The organism is Paenibacillus jiangxiensis, assembly GCF_046098255.1.
GTDB classification, from domain to species: Bacteria; Bacillota; Bacilli; order Paenibacillales; family Paenibacillaceae; genus Paenibacillus; species Paenibacillus jiagnxiensis.
The window spans coordinates 88,072-106,508 of record NZ_JBJURI010000021.1 but is presented as its reverse complement, the minus strand read 5'-3'; the positions used below and the strand labels follow the sequence as shown (position 1 = coordinate 106,508).

The 18,437-nt window shown below is 51.0% G+C and carries 19 protein-coding genes; 13 read left to right on the top strand and 6 right to left on the bottom strand.

Annotation, left to right across the window (positions count from 1 at the left end; all coding sequences use genetic code 11):
* Window positions 1–4: 4 nt before the first annotated feature.
* The 3 genes from ACI1P2_RS19825 (at window position 5) to ACI1P2_RS19815 (ending at window position 2,826) form a co-directional block, all read left to right on the top strand.
* Window positions 5–844 (top strand): GNAT family N-acetyltransferase, encoded by an 840-nt coding sequence (locus ACI1P2_RS19825; RefSeq protein ID WP_355321837.1) that lies wholly within the window; start codon window positions 5–7, stop codon window positions 842–844.
* A 39-nt stretch (window positions 845–883) separates the two neighbouring features.
* Window positions 884–2,161, top strand: a complete 1,278-nt coding sequence (locus tag ACI1P2_RS19820; protein WP_355321835.1) for an alcohol acetyltransferase — start codon at window positions 884–886, stop codon at window positions 2,159–2,161.
* 74 nt (window positions 2,162–2,235) lie between these two features.
* Window positions 2,236–2,826 (top strand): DUF6320 domain-containing protein, encoded by a 591-nt coding sequence (locus ACI1P2_RS19815; protein ID WP_355321833.1) that lies wholly within the window; start codon window positions 2,236–2,238, stop codon window positions 2,824–2,826.
* Window positions 2,827–2,950: 124 nt separating this feature from the next.
* On the opposite strand, the gene ACI1P2_RS19810 is transcribed toward ACI1P2_RS19815, so the two are convergent.
* Window positions 2,951–3,676, bottom strand: coding sequence for an RluA family pseudouridine synthase (locus tag ACI1P2_RS19810; RefSeq protein WP_355321831.1), 726 nt, complete (start codon window positions 3,674–3,676; stop codon window positions 2,951–2,953).
* A 5-nt stretch (window positions 3,677–3,681) separates the two neighbouring features.
* Window positions 3,682–4,545, bottom strand: coding sequence for a class I SAM-dependent methyltransferase (locus tag ACI1P2_RS19805; RefSeq protein ID WP_355321829.1), 864 nt, complete (start codon window positions 4,543–4,545; stop codon window positions 3,682–3,684).
* Between the two features lie 149 nt (window positions 4,546–4,694).
* Here ACI1P2_RS19805 and ACI1P2_RS19800 point away from each other — a divergent pair, with 149 nt between their 5' ends.
* The 5 genes from ACI1P2_RS19800 to ACI1P2_RS19780 all read left to right on the top strand — a co-directional run bounded on the left by ACI1P2_RS19800 (window position 4,695) and on the right by ACI1P2_RS19780 (window position 10,189).
* Window positions 4,695–5,147 carry a flavodoxin gene (locus ACI1P2_RS19800; RefSeq protein WP_355321827.1) on the top strand — a complete coding sequence of 151 codons (453 nt, stop codon included), beginning with the start codon at window positions 4,695–4,697 and terminating at the stop codon, window positions 5,145–5,147.
* 16 nt (window positions 5,148–5,163) lie between these two features.
* Entirely contained in the window at window positions 5,164–5,943 is a 780-nt protein-coding gene (locus ACI1P2_RS19795) for a hypothetical protein (protein ID WP_355321888.1), read from the top strand.
* Window positions 5,944–6,459: 516 nt separating this feature from the next.
* Window positions 6,460–7,113: an HlyD family secretion protein gene (locus ACI1P2_RS19790; protein ID WP_355321825.1), complete on the top strand. Its 654-nt coding sequence runs from the start codon at window positions 6,460–6,462 to the stop codon at window positions 7,111–7,113.
* Between the two features lie 14 nt (window positions 7,114–7,127).
* The gene (locus ACI1P2_RS19785) at window positions 7,128–8,651 is read left to right on the top strand and encodes a DHA2 family efflux MFS transporter permease subunit (RefSeq protein WP_355321823.1); all 1,524 of its coding nucleotides are present in this window, start codon (window positions 7,128–7,130) and stop codon (window positions 8,649–8,651) included.
* Between the two features lie 65 nt (window positions 8,652–8,716).
* Window positions 8,717–10,189 (top strand): efflux RND transporter periplasmic adaptor subunit, encoded by a 1,473-nt coding sequence (locus ACI1P2_RS19780; RefSeq protein ID WP_355321821.1) that lies wholly within the window; start codon window positions 8,717–8,719, stop codon window positions 10,187–10,189.
* Between the two features lie 141 nt (window positions 10,190–10,330).
* On the opposite strand, the gene ACI1P2_RS19775 is transcribed toward ACI1P2_RS19780, so the two are convergent.
* From ACI1P2_RS19775 to ACI1P2_RS19760, 4 genes are all read right to left on the bottom strand, one after another.
* A complete protein-coding gene (locus tag ACI1P2_RS19775; RefSeq protein ID WP_355321819.1) occupies window positions 10,331–10,609 on the bottom strand; it encodes a YxcD family protein in 279 nt (92 codons plus the stop codon).
* A gap of 3 nt (window positions 10,610–10,612) precedes the next feature.
* Window positions 10,613–11,077 (bottom strand): hypothetical protein, encoded by a 465-nt coding sequence (locus ACI1P2_RS19770; protein WP_408976281.1) that lies wholly within the window; start codon window positions 11,075–11,077, stop codon window positions 10,613–10,615.
* Between the two features lie 102 nt (window positions 11,078–11,179).
* Window positions 11,180–11,746, bottom strand: coding sequence for a PadR family transcriptional regulator (locus tag ACI1P2_RS19765; protein WP_355321815.1), 567 nt, complete (start codon window positions 11,744–11,746; stop codon window positions 11,180–11,182).
* Between the two features lie 203 nt (window positions 11,747–11,949).
* Complete coding sequence (locus ACI1P2_RS19760) at window positions 11,950–12,513, bottom strand: beta-class carbonic anhydrase (RefSeq protein WP_355321813.1); 564 nt, start codon at window positions 12,511–12,513, stop codon at window positions 11,950–11,952.
* Window positions 12,514–12,669: 156 nt separating this feature from the next.
* Between ACI1P2_RS19760 and ACI1P2_RS19755 the strand changes: the two genes are divergently transcribed.
* The 5 genes from ACI1P2_RS19755 (at window position 12,670) to ACI1P2_RS19735 (ending at window position 18,343) form a co-directional block, all read left to right on the top strand.
* Complete coding sequence (locus tag ACI1P2_RS19755; RefSeq protein ID WP_355321811.1) at window positions 12,670–14,190, top strand: carboxypeptidase M32; 1,521 nt, start codon at window positions 12,670–12,672, stop codon at window positions 14,188–14,190.
* Window positions 14,191–14,472: 282 nt separating this feature from the next.
* Window positions 14,473–15,477: an ABC transporter substrate-binding protein gene (locus tag ACI1P2_RS19750; protein ID WP_355321809.1), complete on the top strand. Its 1,005-nt coding sequence runs from the start codon at window positions 14,473–14,475 to the stop codon at window positions 15,475–15,477.
* A 41-nt stretch (window positions 15,478–15,518) separates the two neighbouring features.
* Window positions 15,519–16,295, top strand: coding sequence for an ABC transporter ATP-binding protein (locus ACI1P2_RS19745; protein WP_355321807.1), 777 nt, complete (start codon window positions 15,519–15,521; stop codon window positions 16,293–16,295).
* A 43-nt stretch (window positions 16,296–16,338) separates the two neighbouring features.
* A complete protein-coding gene (locus ACI1P2_RS19740; RefSeq protein WP_408976280.1) occupies window positions 16,339–17,133 on the top strand; it encodes an ABC transporter permease in 795 nt (264 codons plus the stop codon).
* A 238-nt stretch (window positions 17,134–17,371) separates the two neighbouring features.
* A complete protein-coding gene (locus tag ACI1P2_RS19735) occupies window positions 17,372–18,343 on the top strand; it encodes an aromatic acid exporter family protein (RefSeq protein ID WP_355321803.1) in 972 nt (323 codons plus the stop codon).
* Window positions 18,344–18,437: the final 94 nt, after the last annotated feature.

Sequence of the window (18,437 nt, the reverse complement as noted above, 5' to 3'; positions counted from 1 at the left end):
TCAAATGATCAGGAAGGGGATGAAGGCCGTGCATGCACTGCCCACAGAGCGGTATCCGAAGGCAAGGCCGATATTCGACGGTTATGATCACCAATTGATCGTTTCCTCCGTCATCGACGGGAACACTCGTGGTGAGATTTATGTAGACGATATCGAGGACCCGAAGACAGGGATCATTTACGGAATAGGATTTGAGGTGTTATGCTCAGGAGATCCGAGGGATGCGTCGTTCCATCGAGAGATTGCTAATTTATTTGTTCACAAACTGATCCCGAATGCCAGAACGTACGGGATGCCGGGTATCAATGTGTACTTTCCTTCCGAGTCATGGAAAAGGGCGCTTCAATGGGCATTGTCCGACCGGCTGGAGCTAATGACTGTCAGAAAACGATTTTATACGTTCGATCCGGCCAACCGTTCGCCCAGGAAGGAAATACAGACACAATCCGGTCTGAAGCAGATCGATGAAAGTCTCTTGAATGACGATTTGCTCAACAATAGGGATGCGCTTCTGCAGTGGATCCGGCTATCCTGGCGATCCATCGGCGATTTTGCAAGGAAGGGAATCGGCTATTGCATCGTAGAGGACGGGACAATAGCCAGCTGGTGTTTGTCCGTCTTTGCTTCCGGGAATCAGCTGGAATTTGCCTTGTTTACAGACGAGGCCTTCCGCAACAAAGGTTACGCTAAAATGGTCTCTGCAGCTTGCGTTGAGTATTGTCTGGAGAACGGCCGCCTCCCGCTTTGGGTGTGCGACGACGACAATCTTTCTTCCATCCGTGTAGCCGAGAAGATCGGATTTCGCAAAACACTGGATTTTCATGTGCTGCAGGTCAAGCTATAAGAGTTTGGAAACGATGTTACAAAAGAAGGAGATCAACGTATGGCAGAATGGTATAAACTTGACCACGCCGGGAAGCTGTTCCCGGCAGTTGCGGGTCAGGAGAACTCCTCAACTTTTCGGTTGTCAATGATACTCACAAGTCCCGTAAATCCGCCGCTCTTGCAGCAGGCTTTGGACGGGGTGATTAAGAGGTTTCCACTCTTGAAGATGGAATTGAGAAATGGGCTTTTTTGGAAATTTTTGCGCGAGAAAGAGACGCCTCTGACGATAGAACCTGAAACGACCTATCCCTGTGCGCCAGTAACCCTTTCGGATAAGAGCGGAGGTCTGGTAAAAGTTTTATATTATGGCAACAAAGTCAGCGTGGAGATTTTTCATGCACTGACAGACGGAGGAGGGGCACTTGAGTTTCTCAAAACCTTGGTATTCCAATATTTATATCTGAGCGGCGAGAACGTGGAGGACAAGGAAGGTCTGATTTTACCCCCCGCGTCGTTTGCTCGTTATGCTGAAGAACAGGACAGCTTTAAAGCCCATTACGCTCCTGTCTCATCAGAAACGGAAATTAGGACACCGGAGGCCCTGCAGATTCCGGGTACACGTTTTACGCCTTATGGACACAATGTGATACATGGAATGATTCACGCTTCCCGGCTGAATACGGTGGCCAAGCAGAAGGGCGTAACCCTCACGGCTTATCTGACAGCGATTCTGATCATGGCGGTTCATGCCTCCACATTGCCTTTCAATAACGAGAAGTTGCCCATTGTAATATGCATACCGGTGAATCTGCGAAAAATATTCCCTTCCAGCAGTCTGAGGAACTTTTTTGCAGTGATTAACATTGGTGTGGAGATGGGTGAAGACATGACATTCGAGCAAGTGCTCGAAATCGTACATGCACAGATGAAAGAAAAAACAACCAAGCCCTATTTAAGTCAAGTAATGGCTGCCAGCATGAAATACGAGAATAATCTTTTGTCCAGATTTACACCGCTCAAGCTGAAGAACTTGGCTCTCCGGTATGGCTTCGACCATTACGGTGAAGAAGTCAAAACGCTTACGCTTACCAATCTGGGCAGAATCGCTATTCCTTCCAGTATGTCAGCGCATGTCGAGGCCATGGAGGCCACGTTGTACCCGACAGCTAAAAGCCCGATAAATTGTGCTGTATGCTCCATCAATGAGGAACTCACGATCACCTTCGCACGCAATATTGTCGAAAGCGATGTGATCATGCATTTTTTTCGCCATCTCTCCAGTCTAAGCGGACTGGACTTGAGGATTGTCAGCAATGATTGGGGGATGGGAGTATGAGGTGTATGAGCTGTGGCGTATCCGTAGATCCGGCGCATACCGCATGTCCCTTATGCCGAAGAAACTTAAGTGGCATGGGTGCAACACAAACGGCCGGCAATCGCTGGTACCCTGTTTATACATTTACACAAGAGCAGCATGTTAGCAATCTTTTTTCCAAGTGGCTTGCCTTTATCGTGCTAGTCGTTATCAGCCTCTCCATCCTTATCAACACGTTAGGAAAAAGCGATGTCTGGTGGAGTCTGTATCTGATTCCCTGTGTATTGTACGTCTGGCTGTTCATAAGACATACTGTGATATCACGATCACACCTCGGCGCCAAAGTCATCGTTCAATTGCTCGGGCTGTCTGGTTTGCTATTGTGGATCAATGCGGTGGCAGGCAAGAATTACTGGTCGACCGGTTATGTCATTCCGTTCCTGGTGATGGCTGCAACCTTTTTGGTTACTATTATGTGCAGTATGCGGTGGCGGGAGTTCACAGGATACTTGCTGGCTTTGATTCTCCTTGGATTTATCCCTTTGCTGTTATATGCCGTAGGCATGTCACAAGTATTATGGACAGCTGTTGCGGCCGGGTTATATTCCCTGTTAACATTTTTCGGTATGTGGCTGCTCACAGACAAGGGATTCCGCAAGGAAATGAAGCGCAGATTACATTTTTAACAGAAGGCACGAACAGTGAGTTCAATTTGAAGTGACGGACGGCACTCGAAGTACGAACTGGTTATAGGGTTCTGAGGGTTTCGGCTGTCAAAGACAAAATCCTACGTCTTTGGCAGCCGATATTTTATTTAGTATGAGTCTCTTCATAAACCTCCTCCGGCCATTCACTCCACGGAAACTGGCGCGGTGGAAGCGACCGGAACAACAGAGGCTCCTTAGTGACAGGATGGGGAGCGCCGGCCAAGAGTGACCAAAGGGCGAGCTGCTGGCCCGGGCGGTTCACATTGGCCCCGTATTTCTGATCCCCGTATAGCGGGCAGCCGATGCTTTGCATTTGCACACGGATTTGATGGGGACGGCCGGTATGCAGCTCGACCAGGAGCAGGCTTAATCCGCCCATTTCTCCTACAACCTTATAGTCCAGCAAGGCTTGCTTGGCTCCCGGTGTGCCGGGCTTGACCGCCCGCACCGTATTGGTGCGCGGGTCCTTGAGCAGATCATGCTCAAGCCGGCCGCTCTGCGCTCCAGGGGAGCCGTGCACCACGGCTGCGTACAGCTTGTGAAAGCCGCGGCTGCGGACGGCCTCGGACAGCCTGGATGCGGCTTTGGACGTTTTGGCAAAAATCATCGCGCCGCCAACGGGCCTGTCCAGTCTGTGAACCAGCCCCAAAAACACATTGCCCGGCTTTTGATGCCTGATCTTCAAATCCTGCTTCAGCAGGGTCAGCAGATCGGGATCTCCGCTCGCATCCTCCTGGGTGGGAACGTTGACCGGCTTTTCAACCGCCAGCACGTGGTTGTCCTCATACAATACCTTGATCCCGGATTCCTCGTTTGGCACAAGCGGCATGGGGGCTACGCCTCCCAGCGTCCGAGAATGCCGCAGGGCAGAATGAGCCCAGAGCGGGTGATCGGAAGCCCGATTTCGCCGGCAGTGATGCTGCCGCCATATCTGGGCTGCATCGTCATGCTGAGCATATTTTTTAATACGGTAGGCGAAATGCCGGTTGTATAGGAGTTGATAAGCAAAAATAAAGGGTTGTCCGATACGATGCTCATGCACGATTCCAGGAAAGGATAGAGGCTCTGCTCCAGCTTCCACGTTTCGCCGCTGGGTCCGCGGCCGTAGGAAGGCGGGTCCATGATGATCGCATCGTATTTGTTGCCGCGCCGCTGCTCCCGCTGCACGAACTTGAACACATCGTCCGTAATAAAACGCACCGGTCTGTCAGCGAGGCCGGACAGCTGCACGTTCTCCTTCGCCCACTGCACCATGCCTTTGGCCGCATCCACGTGAACGACACTTGCTCCGGCATAAGCGGCGGCAACCGTTGCACCGCCTGTATAAGCGAACAGATTCAGCACCGAGATCGGTCTGCCTGCCGCGGCAATTTTATCCATCATCCAGCTCCAGTTGGCCGCCTGCTCAGGGAAGAGGCCGGTATGCTTGAAGCTGGTCGGGCGAATATGGAACTTGAGGTTTTCATAGCTGATCGTCCAGCGCTCGGGAACAGGCTTCTTCATATCCCAGCTGCCGCCACCGGACGAGCTGCGGTGGTAATGGCCGTGCGTGCTGCGCCATTCCGCCGTTTCCTTGGTCAAAGGCCAAATGATTTGCGGATCAGGGCGCCGCAAAATTACATCTCCCCAGCGTTCGAGCTTTTCGCCGCCGCCGGTATCAATCACTTCATAATCTTTCCACTTGTCAGCTACATACATGTCATAATCCATCCTTCAAAAAGTCGTATGCACACTATTGTACACAATTGCAGCTTGCGCCGCCAGCAGGGAGGGGAAGAACTTGACAATGAGAATCATTATCATTTATATTCATCTTAACAAGATGATAGTAAAGCGAGGGATTCATTTTGGCCAAGATTTTGATTGCTTACGCTTCGATGACGGGAAATACCGAAGAAATCGCCGAATTGATTGCTGAAGGCATCAGGCAGACAGGGCATACGGCGGTGCTTAAGGAAGCTTATGAATGCAATGCAGCGGAGCTGCTTGAATATGACGGTTACCTGCTTGGAGTCTACACATGGGGCGACGGAGAGTTGCCCGATGAGTTTCTTGATTTCTATGAGGAACTGGACGAGCTTGAGCTGGAAGGGTCCAAAACGGCGGTTTTTGGCAGCGGGGATACGTCCTATGCGCAATTTTGCGGTGCAGTTGACGTGCTGGAGCAGAAGCTGAAGGAGCGGGGAGCGTTATTGGTGCAGGACAGCCTTAAGATTGAATTTAATCCGCAGGATGCGGAAAAGGAAACATGCCGTGAGTTCGGCCGCAGGTTTTTGCAGACAGACATTACGGTATCCTGAGGAAAGGACCGATGTGATGATGGGAGAAGAGCAGCGCAGCAGTTCCGTGCCTGTGCTTTACGATTATCAAATAGAATACATGTGGGACCTCCCCCGCAAGCTTCAGCAGTCCAGCAGCAGCGACAAGCGCAAGCCGGGCAGACACTGGCGGGAACATGTGTTGTATGCGGTCAGCCATGCTTTGCATGAATACTACAGCACCCCATATGAGGTCAGAAGTGAAATCCCTGTGCAGTACATGCTTGAAAAGTGGTGGCCGAAGCAGCACGCAGACTTTGAGTCCTGTTCCCATTATTGGGAGGTTAAAGACAAGGTGACCGGCGGGATATGTAAAATCGGGGCGGCTAACCGGCAACTCCACGAGCCTGCCATATTGTTCGAGCAGTTTCAGATTCCAGCAGCAGAGCTGAACGTGGAACTGTCGGTGATCATACAGGCAGCCTGGATGATGGGGCAGCATTCCGATTCGCTGCTTATTCAGAAATACATGCTTTCTTACGACCCTTATTTAATAAGCACATATATGCATCTTATTACCGTGTTCAGCCATTACGCCTTTGGTTATGTGCCCGAAATGATTGAATTCTACTGCCTGCTGGAAGGGAAGAAGGTGTCTTATGTGATTGGCCCGTCCTCATTGGGCAGATCAATGGATTATGTCATGCTGCTGCGTGACTCCTTGCAGGAATCAGGCCATATGTCAGGGGGATGTCTCTGTCCGGGCTGCGCGAAGCGGCATCAAACTAATCTGCTTCCGCGGACAGAGAAAAAAAGCGGCACACTCTACATTTCTTAAAGTGAGTGTTCAAAAAGTCAGGTTTTCAGCACCGAGAAGGTTGGATGAAGCTAGGGACTGAGGAGCGGAGCGTACTTAGGGTACGTGAGCCCCGGAAGTCCCGGCTGAATTCAAGATTCGATGTCGAGTCCGCTTCCTGACTTCCTTCGTGATCAAAAGATGACTTTTTGAACTACCTCTTAGTGCGAAAAATGTATCGATGACGCCCCAAAGGGTCTATGACCCTGGGCGTCTTTTTGCGTGTTGAAAGCGGTACAATCCCTAAAATAGTCCAAAAGAACTACTTGCCAATTTGATAAATTTAACTATAATTAATTTTTGTGAGCTCGATATGAAACTTTTTAAATATAATTAGTTACATTAGTTGTTGATCGCTTTTGTATCGCTAAGCGCATGGCTTAAAAGTCATGCTTTTCTTTATTCAGCATATTTGTATCTATTGATTTGACCGCGTATATTTTAAATTTAAAATATTAGCGTTAAATAATAATTTTTCAAGTAACAGGGGTGGAAGAAGTGAGTAAGAAGACTGTACTGCCGATTCTCATTGTGATTTTGATCTTAAGCGGTGGCACGCTTGGTTATTATTACTGGTATCAGGGAAGCCATTTTGTTACCAGTGACGATGCCCGCATTACGGTGGACCAGTATAAGGTGATGCCGCAGATTACAGGAGAGATTACCCATATCGATGTGGAGGAAGGCGATGTGCTCAAGCAAAATGAGCCGGTTGCCGAACAGGACGTTGCCAATCTTGACGCCTCTTCCGTCAGCAAGTCGGTCATGCGGGCGCCGATCGACGGCACTGTGATCAAAGTGAATTCCAAGGTGCACGAGATCGGATCGCCGAGCGCCGCTGTTGCGGTCATGGCTGACTTGAACAGCGCTTATGTAACGACCAACATTGAAGAAACCGACATCAGCCGGGTGAAGCCGGGACAGCTGGTGGACATTACGCTTGATGCCGCGAGCGACCGGACCATCCAGGGCAAGGTGCGCAAGGTGGGGCAGGCTTCTAATTCGGTATTCGCAGCCATTGCCGCCACGAACACAAGCGGAAACTTCAATAAAGTGACCCAACGCATCCCGGTGGAAATCGTGCTTAACTCGCCGGAGGACCTGCAGCTGATTCCGGGAACCAACGTGGAAGTTAAAATTCATACCAAATAAAAGGGGGAGTCGATGTGTCTTCCGCAGATACTGCCGCTGCTCCTTCCGCAGGCTCGGTCAGAGAACGCTGGCTTGCCTTTTTAGCAATTATCCTGGGGGCGTTTGTCGCCATTCTCAACAACAGTCTGATCAACGTGGCCATCCCCAGTCTGACCACAGACCTCGGCTCGACCACGACGAAGATTCAATGGGTTATTACGGGATATACGCTCGCATCCGGGGTGATCGTCCCGATTACAGGTTTTATGGAGCAGCGCATTGGTTACAAAAAGTTTCTCATATTAGCGCTTAGCGTTTTTTCGCTTGGTACTGCGATTTGTATTTTTGCCTGGAATGATTCTTCGCTGATTGCCGCGCGGATCATTGCCGGTTTGGGTGGCGGTGTCATTATGCCGCTCAGTATGACGATTGTGTACAAAATAATGCCGCGGGAGCAAATTGGCATGGCTCTTGGCATTTGGGGTATCTCCGCGATGGCGGCACCCGCCATTGGCCCGACGCTAAGCGGTTATTTGATCGAATGGTTCAATTGGCGTTTTCTGTTTATCATCAGTCTTCCGTTTGCTTTGTTTGCGATTTTGATGGTCATTGTTCTGATCAAGGAACCGCCTAAAGGGGAACCGCGAAAATTTGATTTGCCCGGTTTTTTACTGGCAGCAACATGTGCAGGCACCCTGCTGTACGCTTTGTCGAACGGTTCATCCGACGGCTGGACTTCATTTAAAATTGTGGGATTGTTCTTCATTGCATTCTGGGCGCTGGTGTTCCTTATTTACGTTGAAGCCGGCAAAGACAATGCGGTGATCGAAATTTCCTTATTTAAAAACTACAGATATACGATCAGCGTTATTGCTTCCAGTCTCGTTATGATGGGGATGTACGGCGGGATGTTCCTTACACCGCTGTTTTTGCAAAATATCCAGTCCGTGTCTCCGATAGACACCGGCATTCTGCTCATTCCGCAGGCGCTCGCAATGGCCGTCATGATGCCGATCGCGGGCAAGCTGTTCGATAAATTCGGGATTGTGCCCTTGGGCCTGGTCGGTCTCACGCTGACCAGCTTTATGACGTATCATCTGCACCAGCTTACTCCGGACACGCCTCACCAGTGGCTGGAAATCGTAATGGCTTTGCGCGGTCTTGGAATCGGAATCTGTATGATGCCATTATCCACGGTCGGCATGAACGCAGTACCGCCAAGCAAGGTAGGCAACGCCTCCACGGCATCGAATCTGGTGCGGACGGTAGCGGCCTCGATGGCGATTGCGGTATTCACTTCCATTATGCAGAGCCGGACGGCCATGCATTCCCAGCATATTGCCGAATCCATTACGCCTGATTCCGCCAGATCATTCCAGGCACTGCTTGGCAGCTCCTGGCAGTCTACGGTTTCCGGTCTAATATCGCTGGATGCTTATTCTAGAGGCATCGGGGACACCTTCCTGGTATCCTCGGTACCGCTGTTCTGTTCCATCCCGCTTATTTTCCTGTTTATCAGACGGAAGAAAGCGGAGAAGGAAGCTGCAGCAAGCGAGTAATGGCAAGGCAAGGCAGACAATCGTGATGCGCCCTCATTAAAAATGATAGAAAGAAAGGGAACATAATGAAGATAACAAAATTGGAAACTACGTTAGCCGCGGTTCTGCTCGGAACAGCTGTGTTAGCCGGCTGCTCGGGCAGCGGAGGAGCGGCTCAGGAAATGGTTGTGCCGGTGAAGGTAGGTCAGGCTCAGGAAGGTATTTTAGGTGAAGGCAAAATTTATACCGGGGTGGTTACTCCGGCCGAGACGGTCAACATCGTTCCTAAGATGGCGGGCAAAGTCGTGGAGCTACCGGTGGATGTCGGCTCTGAGATAAAAAAAGGCCAGGTACTGTTCAAGCTGGAGGACAACGATCTCCGCAATAATCTGGCCAAGGCCAAGGCTGCGGCCTCCGCTGCCGAAGCCGCCGTCGGCACGGCGGAAGCTTCCCACGAGTCCGGTGTCGTATCGGCAACCTCCGGTATTGTCAGCTCAAAGAACGGCGTCATTTCTTCCAAAAGTGCCATTAACCAGGCGCAGGGGAGCGTAAATCAGGCGAAAACGGCCGTGGAGCAGGCGAAGAACGGCCTATCCAGCGCAGGCAATACCATCAAGCAGACAGAGCAGGCTTTGGCTGATGCCAAAAAGACGCTCACCCGGACACAAGCTTTGTTCAATGAAGGCTCTGTTCCACAGGCTCAGTTGGAACAGGCTCAAACCGCAGTGGTAAGCGCCCAGACGGCATACGAAAACGCAGTGAATGCCAAGTCCAATGCTGACAATCAGCTGGATGCAGCCCAAAAAGCGCTGGCGGTAGCCCAGGAGGCCTATAAAAATGCAACCAGCAGCTATGAGAATGCTAACAGCGGATACAGCAACGCGCAGCGGCAGCTGCAGGTTTCGCAAAGCACCGCAACGGTTGAATCGAGCCGTGAGTCCCTCAAGCAGGCTCAGCTCAACATTTCCATCGCACAGGACGCACTGGAGGATACCGTGATTACTTCCCCGATTAACGGGATTGTGGGCGTTAAAAATACAGAGGTGGGAGAAATGGTATCCGCCTCATCGCCAGCTCTTGTGATCGCAAACCTTAGCACGGTAAATACACTTATCTATGTCCCTGCGGAACAGATTAATCAGGTCAAAGTCGGTGACAAAGTTCAGGTACGTGTGTCGGCTTCCGACCTGATTACGACCGGAACGGTTAAAAATGTAAGTCCGCTGGATTCAAGCGGCAAGGGATATCCGGTGAAAGTTTCGGTGGCCAATCCGGACATGATGCTGAAATCAGGTATGCTGGCTGACATCAGCTTTGTGAATAACGATGCGCAGCAGGGCATGATTGTACCTTCCGGTGCCGTGCTGGAGCAAGACGGCAAAGCTTATGTTTTCGTCGTGAATGACGGTCATGTGGCCCGTAAAGAAGTAACTGTCGCAAGCGAGTCCGGCTCGCAGGCCTTGATTACAAGCGGCATTGAAAAAGGGGAAACGGTAGCTGTTAATAATCTGGCACTGCTTGATGACAATACGGCAGTCAAAATCACACTCCATAAGTAAGAAACAGTTCTAAACAAACGAAAGGACCTCAAAATCCACGTTAAAGGTGGGTCATGAGGTCCTTTTTCACACCAAATGTAATACTATATGGAGCATCAAAAATCGAAAACAGAACTTGAAACAGCCTTTGTAATAGTAATGTTATGCCCGTACGTGAGCGGTTATTTCCTCATCCAGTTCCAATGTAACGTCTTCCCGGTAGGCACGAATGCCGTGTTCGGAATGAACATACCGCAGAATCGCTTCAATAATATTGGATTCCACAAGATACTGGCTTCTCTCCTGAACCCACACTTCTGCAGAATAACCGGTTTCCTCATCCCACAAAAGCTCAACCGTTACTTCGCTTGGTTTTACGTCCTTGCGGGCCGCCATATGAAGACAGACGGCGTTGATGATTTCATCCATACTTAGAACCATGGATTAGTAACGTCCTTCACGGGAATCTTGCTGCTTGCGGCGATTTTTGATGCTGCGGTAGATGGCAAAACCGATGACCACAAGCAGATAAATGCCGAGCAGGTTAATGGCGAGTCCAAGCAGGCTTCCGAGCATGCCCATATTTGCAAACAGGCCGCCGAACAGCAGGCCTGCCAGACCGCCGATCATCATGCCGCGCATAAATCCGCCACCGAAAAATCCGCCGCCGGTTCTGTTGGTAGTGGAGCCGGCCACCGTGCTGTTATTATTATTTCTTGTCTCGCTGCGGTTCACGTTATTATTGTTGGTACTGTCACTTGACCTGCTTGGCGTTGTGGAGTAAGATTTCTTGCCGGAGCTGAATCCTCCACGGCGTGCATCCACGTCTGACGGTGCAACTACAGCGAACAGCAGTGTCAAAGCCATCATGATCATGGTGAATTTCTTGAAAGAAAATGCTTTCATGATAAGTTATTACCCCCTGTAAAATGATTATTGTAAAAATAATTGTTCTCCAGCCGCTAACCCTATATACGATGAATACGGAGTTTGGTTTCAAAAAGAAATAAATTAATTTCTCAGCATAAACGGATTTTGCTCCTCCCGAACGTCTCCGACCGCGAGCATTTTCAGCACCATATTGCACCAGTCCAGCCCGGCTTTGGCGTTCAGCAGCCCTTTCTGCACGAGAATGTAATCGCCGAAGGCCTGGCTGCCGAAGCTCAGATTTTCCGCAGGAACGGTGCTCAGGTAGTCCTCCAGGTGAGCAATACGCTGATTAAAATGACGTTTTCTCTCCTCAAACATACGGATGGCGCTTCCCTTATCCGCTAGCCACAGGCAGAAAAGCCGCAGGCTCATTTCGTCCCGGGTAACCGGAGGAGACACCGATTCATGGGTCCACTGCTGCAGCGCATGGATCCCCTTGTCCGTAATCATATAGATTTTCTTGTCCGGTTTATCCGATTGCTGAATCCAGCGGGAGGAGAGCAGGCCGTTCTTCTCCATCCGGGCAAGCAGCGGATAGATCTGACTGTGCTTGGCCTGCCAGAAAGGCTGAATACGCAACATCAGATCATACCCCGAGGATTCATGCCGGGCCAAAAGTCCCAACAAACCATAGGACAATAAATTCATAAGCGTTATCTCCTTCATCCATTATTACAAGAAAAGAAATTTATCAGCGGCTGGATACTGCAGCATTTGCTGCTGTCATAATGAAAGTGTACACTAGAACTGTATGGTATTCAACTTTACCCGCGGACAGCCCGTCTTTTTACGCTGCAAAGCGCAAAAAAAGGACACGGATTATGAAATCCGTGCCCAAAACAGAGAGATGCCTAATTTTCGTACCCGTCAACCACGAGATCAAGCGCCCCGGTTTCGGGATGGATAATCATGCCGTGTACAGGTACTCGGGGGGGAAGTAATGGATGATTCTTAATGATCTCCACAGTACTTTTTACCCCTTCTTGCACGTTGTCAAACCCGCGCAGCCATTTTTTCAGCTTGATTCCCGAATGCTCCAGCGTATCCAGCACCTTTTGATCGATTCCCCGCTCAAGCATATGCTGGATCATGACCTCGGAATTCAGAGCCGCCATGCCGCACTCATGATGGCCGACAACGACGACCTCATCAGCTTCCAGCTCATACAGGGCGACGAGCACACTGCGCATAACGCTGCCGAAGGGCTGTGAAATGATGGCGCCGGCATTTTTGATAACCTTCACATCGCCGTTGCGCAGATTCATGGCACGGGGCAGAAGCTCAACCAGACGGGTATCCATGCAGGTGATGATTACCATTCTTTTGTTCGGAAACTTGCCTGTCCGATAGGCTTCATACTCTTTGCTCGCCACAAACTGTTTATTATGCTCCAAAATGGCCTGAATATGGTTCATCTCTCCATCTCCTCACTTTATTTATTGTAGTTGAAGTCTGACGTTCTGATCCCTTAGCATTTGATTATACGGCGATTAATTATTATCATCAAGATGTATGGAACAAACCGGGAGCGTTGATAAACCGGTATTTAAACCTAAATTGAGGTGAATGGAATGGAGCAGCAGCAGTTAACGGACCGTTTGCAGCAGTTCAAGGAACTGGTGCACAAGATCAAAAGTTATGGCGAGGCGATCGCGCTTCTCCATTGGGACATGCGGACAGGAGCGCCGCGCAAAGGAATTGAGATCCGTTCGGAGACGGTAGGCATGCTGTCAACGGAGGTATTTAAGCTTCAGGTATCGGATGAAATGAAGGAATTGCTGGAGGTTTTGTCGGCGCCGGAAGCCGCCGCGCAGCTCGCAGACATCGACCGCCGGCTGGTCGAGGAATGCCGCAGGGATTATGAGCAGAACAAGTCTGTGCCTGCCGAAAAAATCAAGGAATACGCTGTTCTGGCCTCCCAATCGGAAAGCTATTGGGAAAAGGCGAAGGGCGACAATGATTTTGCGGGGTTTGAGCCTTATCTGACCAAAATCGTGGCGATGAAGCAGGAATTTATAGATTACTGGGGAGTTAAAAATACCCGTTATGATACGCTGCTGGATATGTATGAACCGGACATGACGGTGGAGAAGCTGGATGCGGTATTCGACAGGCTCAAAAAAAGGCTCGTTCCGCTGCTTGAGAAAATACAGGCTTCGCCGCTCAAGCCTGATGTATCCTTTCTGAAGGATGTATATGATGTAGGCCAGCAGGAAAAGTTCGGGCTGTATTTACTGGAGCAGATGGGCTATGATTTTGAGGCAGGCCGCCTGGACGAAAGCGTACACCCCTTTGCAACCGGATTAAATCCGGGGGATGTACGCATCACGACACATTACGTTCACGACGACGTGCTGAGCGCAATCTTCAGCTCCCTGCACGAGGGCGGTCATGCGTTGTATGAACAGAACATCAGCCCTGAACTGGCCGGAACGCTGCTGGCGGAAGGCACTTCGATGGGCATTCATGAATCGCAATCCCGTTTGTGGGAAAATATGATCGGCCGCAGCAAGCCGTTCTGGCAGCGGTACTACAAGGAGCTGCAGAAGCATTTTCCGGATAAGCTTGCCGGGGTTTCACTGGAGCAGTTCCATCTGGCTGTGAACCGGGTGGAGAACTCGCTGATCCGGATCGAAGCCGACGAGCTTACATATAACCTGCATATTATTGTAAGATATGAAATTGAAAAGATGCTGTTTAATGAAGGACTTGAAGTGAAAAACCTCCCGGAAGTATGGAATGCCAAATATAAAGAATATTTGGGCATTACGCCGCCGAATAATTCACTGGGCGTCCTGCAGGATGTGCATTGGTCGGGAGGGGATTTCGGCTACTTTGCTTCCTACTCGCTCGGCAATATGTATGCCGCACAGATTATGGCGACGCTGCGTAAACAGATGCCGGATTTCGACCAGTTCATCGGGCAGGGCAATCTGCTGCCGATCAAGGAATGGCTCACGGACAAAATTTATGTTTACGGCAAGAGCCGCACACCGTCCGAGCTGATCCTGTCCATTACGGGCGAGGAGCTGAATCCGGACTATCTGGCCGATTATCTGGAAGCGAAATATACCGAAATCTATAAACTATAACTTGACGCAAAGGGTCGGGAACCGAGCTATCACGCTCTGGTTCCCGGCTTTTTTTGTTACCTCCCAACCTATTAGTTGGTTCACAAGTGGATTTGCACGCACCTGCGGAGAAAACGAAGCAATTCCGGAAGAGCGCAGCGTTCGCCTTTGGCCCGCAGGGTCAACAGCGACTGGAGGAATGCTTCGTTTTCGGAGCGGCTTTGGTATGATTCACTTTGACCAACCATCCGGGCTGTGCATATACATACTACAGACTTGCACAGTGAAATGGAGGAAAAGGTGATGAAAGCAGCAGGTTGGATGAAGGCCGCGGCCGCGGTAGCGCTGTGCGGATTGCTGCTGCTGGGGGGATGCTCGCCGGAGCAGGGCGGGACGAAGGTTAGGCTCGCCGAGGTGGCGCGCACCATTTTTTATGCGCCTCAGTATGTAGCGTTAAGTCAGGGCTTTTTTGCGGAGGAAGGACTGGATGTGGAATTGACGACGATTCCCGGTGGGGATAAGTCCATGACGGCGCTCCTGTCCAATCAGGCGGATATTGCGCTGATCGGGTCGGAGACATCTATTTATGTCGTTCAGCAGGGGACCCAGGATCCGGTAATTAACTTTGCTCAGCTGACACAGACCGACGGGACTTTCCTGTTTGCAAGGAGCACCGAAGGGGAGTTCAACTGGGAGTCGCTTAAGGGCAGTGAATTTCTCGGACAGCGAAAAGGCGGAATGCCGCAGATGGCCGGAGAATTTGCGCTGCGCAAGCATAACATTGACCCTCATCAGGATATGCAGCTGATCCAGAATATAGATTTTGCCAACATCACATCCGCATTCGCGTCAGGCACTGGGGATTATGTACAGCTGTTCGAGCCGCAGGCTTCCATTTTTGAGAAAGAGGGGCGCGGGCGTGTCGTTGCTTCCTTCGGTACGGAAAGCGGGCTGCTTCCATATACGGTTTATATGGCGAAACAAAGCTATCTGCAGCAGAACGGCGAGACCGCTCAAAAATTCGCGAATGCGCTGCAGAAGGCCCAGAGGTGGGTGAAAGAGCATTCTCCGGAAGAAATCGCCGAAGCGATCCTCCCTTATTTCAAGGACACGGAGAAGGATATTGTGATCAGCAGCGTCAAGCGGTACAAGGAACAGGGCACTTATGCGGAAAATCAGGTGATCGATGACAAGGAATGGACCAATCTTCAGAACGTAATGGATAGTGCAGGCGAACTGCAGCGCAGGGTTCCGCTGGAAGAGATCGTCAACAATCAGTATGCGGAAAAGGCTGCAAGCTCCAAGTAACAGGTAAAAAAGATAGGCTTACGAGGGAAGGAGGAATCGGATTGATCCCTCTGGTGGAACTGCAAAATATTAAACATGTCTACGTTACGGAAAAAGAGGCCTCACTTGCTGTCGATAACGTAAGCTTTACGGTTGCGCCCGGTGAATTCATCAGTCTTGTCGGTCCGAGCGGCTGTGGCAAAACCACCATTCTGTCCATGATCGCAGGTCTGCTTCAACCAGCAGGCGGCCGTGTGCTGCTTCAGGGCAAGCCGGTAGCGGGACCGGACCGCAGAGTGGGTTATATGCTGCAGCAGGACTACTTGTTTCCCTGGCGTACAATACTGGAAAACACGATGCTGGGCTTTGAGCTGACCCGGGCCGTTAAGGAGGATTCACAAGCGCGGGTGCTGCGTCTGCTGGGAGACATGGGGCTTAAAGGCACCGAAAATCTGTACCCCTCCCAGCTGTCGGGAGGAATGCGTCAGCGCGTGGCCCTCGTTCGGACGCTGGCGACGGACCCGGATCTGCTGCTGCTGGATGAGCCGTTTTCCGCCCTGGATTATCAGACGAAGCTGCAACTGGAGGATTTGATCGCAGATACGCTGCACGCCCACGGAAAAACGGCTGTCCTCGTTACGCATGATCTGGCTGAGGCCATTGCAATCAGCGACCGGATTCTCGTGCTGGACCGCAATCCCGGACGAATCCGCAGCTCGTTCACGGTTCCCGAACCGATCCGGAAGGCGCAGCCCTTTTATGCAAGGGAGCAGGAGGGGTTCAACGAGCTTTTTCGTGATATTTGGGCCGAGCTCGAAGCCTCCGGCGCAAAGGAGTGACACAGTTATGAATACTGGCACGGAAGCGGAAACGCAGGTATGGATGCAGGGCATTCATCTGGAATACAAGCGGCGCAACCAGGCCGCCAAATGGCGGGTGCGTGCGGTTCAGCTGGCGATTCTGATCGCCTCTTTTCTGTTTTGGGAGCTGGCGGGAAGGCTCGGCTGGATCGATGTGCTGCTCTTCAGCTATCCGAGCAAGGTTTTTGGGCAAATTTACGGAGATGCCGTCAGCGGGGAATTATGGGGCCATCTGGCGATTACCGTCGGTGAGACGATTGCGGGATTTGTATTGGGTACGCTGCTCGGAACGGCGCTGGCCGTACTGATCTGGTGGTTTCCGTTTCTCTCCAGGGTGCTGGACCCCTATATGGTCGTATTCAACAGCATGCCCAAGGTAGCGCTTGGCCCTATTTTCATCGTGATGTTTGGGGCCGGCTTTACGGCGATCCTGATGACAACCTTATCCATCATTATCATCATTACGACATTGGTCGTCTATAACAGCTTCCGCGAGGTGGACGCCAATTATATTAAGGTGGTCCGTTCCTTCGGCGGAAGCAAGCGGGACGAATTCCGGAAGGTGGTGCTTCCCGCCTCTTTTGCGGCCATCATTTCCACACTGAAGGTCAATGTCGGCATGGCCTGGATCGGGGTCATTGTCGGCGAGTTTCTGGCGGCCCGTGCGGGTCTGGGTTATTTGATCATTTATGGTTTTCAGGTGTTCAATTTTACGCTCGTCATGTCGAGCTTGCTGCTGATTTCCATCATTGCGGCCTTGATGTACCAGGGGGTTGCTTATATGGAGCGAAGGCTTTTGGCGGGCAGACGGTACTAAAAGCATTAAAAGACATGGTAAACGGCGGTCGGAGCAGGGGCAAGAGTTCCTGTACCCGGCCGTTTTTGTGTTGGCGTAAATTGTGTTAGTGTAGTATGCTGGCGTAAAAACAGTGATCCCGGCGATATCCGGTAACACGTCAATGCCTTTCTTGCCGCTTTCCAAGTTTACGTAAGTGTACAAAGTAAGGTATTATGAAAATAATCAATCAGTTTTCAAGGAAGGGCGAAATTTTTTCATGGGCTTTCGTGTGATTAAAACGGCGATTGCTGCGCTGATGGCTGTGCTTGTCGCGGACGGGCTCGGCATTCCCGGACCCACATCGGCAGGGCTGCTTGCGATACTTGGCGTGGATGTCACGCGTAAAAGAAGCATTCGCACCATTTCGGCGCGCTTTTTTGCCTCCGTGGTGGGCCTGCTTTTTGCCAGCGTTTTATTCGATGTGTTCGGCTTTCATTATTGGGTGCTGGCCCTGTACATCTTAACGGCTTTTCCGGTCATTGTCAGGGTTGGCTTCAAGGAAGGAATTGTAACGGGATCTGTTGTCGTCTTCCGGGTGTTCAGCGAGGGCGTGGTCGATATGGAGGTGCTGCTGACCCAGCTGTGGCTGCTGCTGATCGGGCTTGGCTCCGCGATGGTGGTCAACCTGGCTTACATGCCGCGGACGGATAATACGATGCTGGAAATTCGCCAGCACATTGATCAGACTTTTTCCATTATATTTACCCGAATCGCGCAAACGCTGCGGAATCCGGATGATGACTGGGACGGCAGTGAAATGATTGCGGCGGATCAGGCCATAACGAAAGGGATCAGCGAAGCGGGCCGCTCGCTGGAAAATCAGGTGCTGCACCCGCGCGAGGACTGGAAGGTGTATTTCTATATGCGCAGACAGCAGCTGGATTCCATCCAGAACATGATGCAGCTGATCTCGCAGATGTACCTTCATATGCCGCAGGCGGAGCTTGTGGCGGAGCTTTTTGAGCAGCTGAGCGTCGATGTTGTGACGGAGCACTACACAGGCCGTACGGAGAAGCTGCTGCAGCAGGTGGATGAGAAATTCAAGGAAATGGATCTGCCGGCTACGCGTGAGGAATTCGAAGTCAGATCGGCCATCCTGCAGCTCAGCCGTGAACTGTCGCAATACCTGAAAATCGCCAAAAAGGACAAGGCTCCGTCACCGGTGGACTTGAAGCAGGCAGAAGCATAAGGAATCCTAAATACCGTTTCTCAGAACAGTGAGATTCGGTTTTTTTGTTGTGAAAAAAGATTAAGAGGTAACAAAAAAAGAACACCGCTGCCTG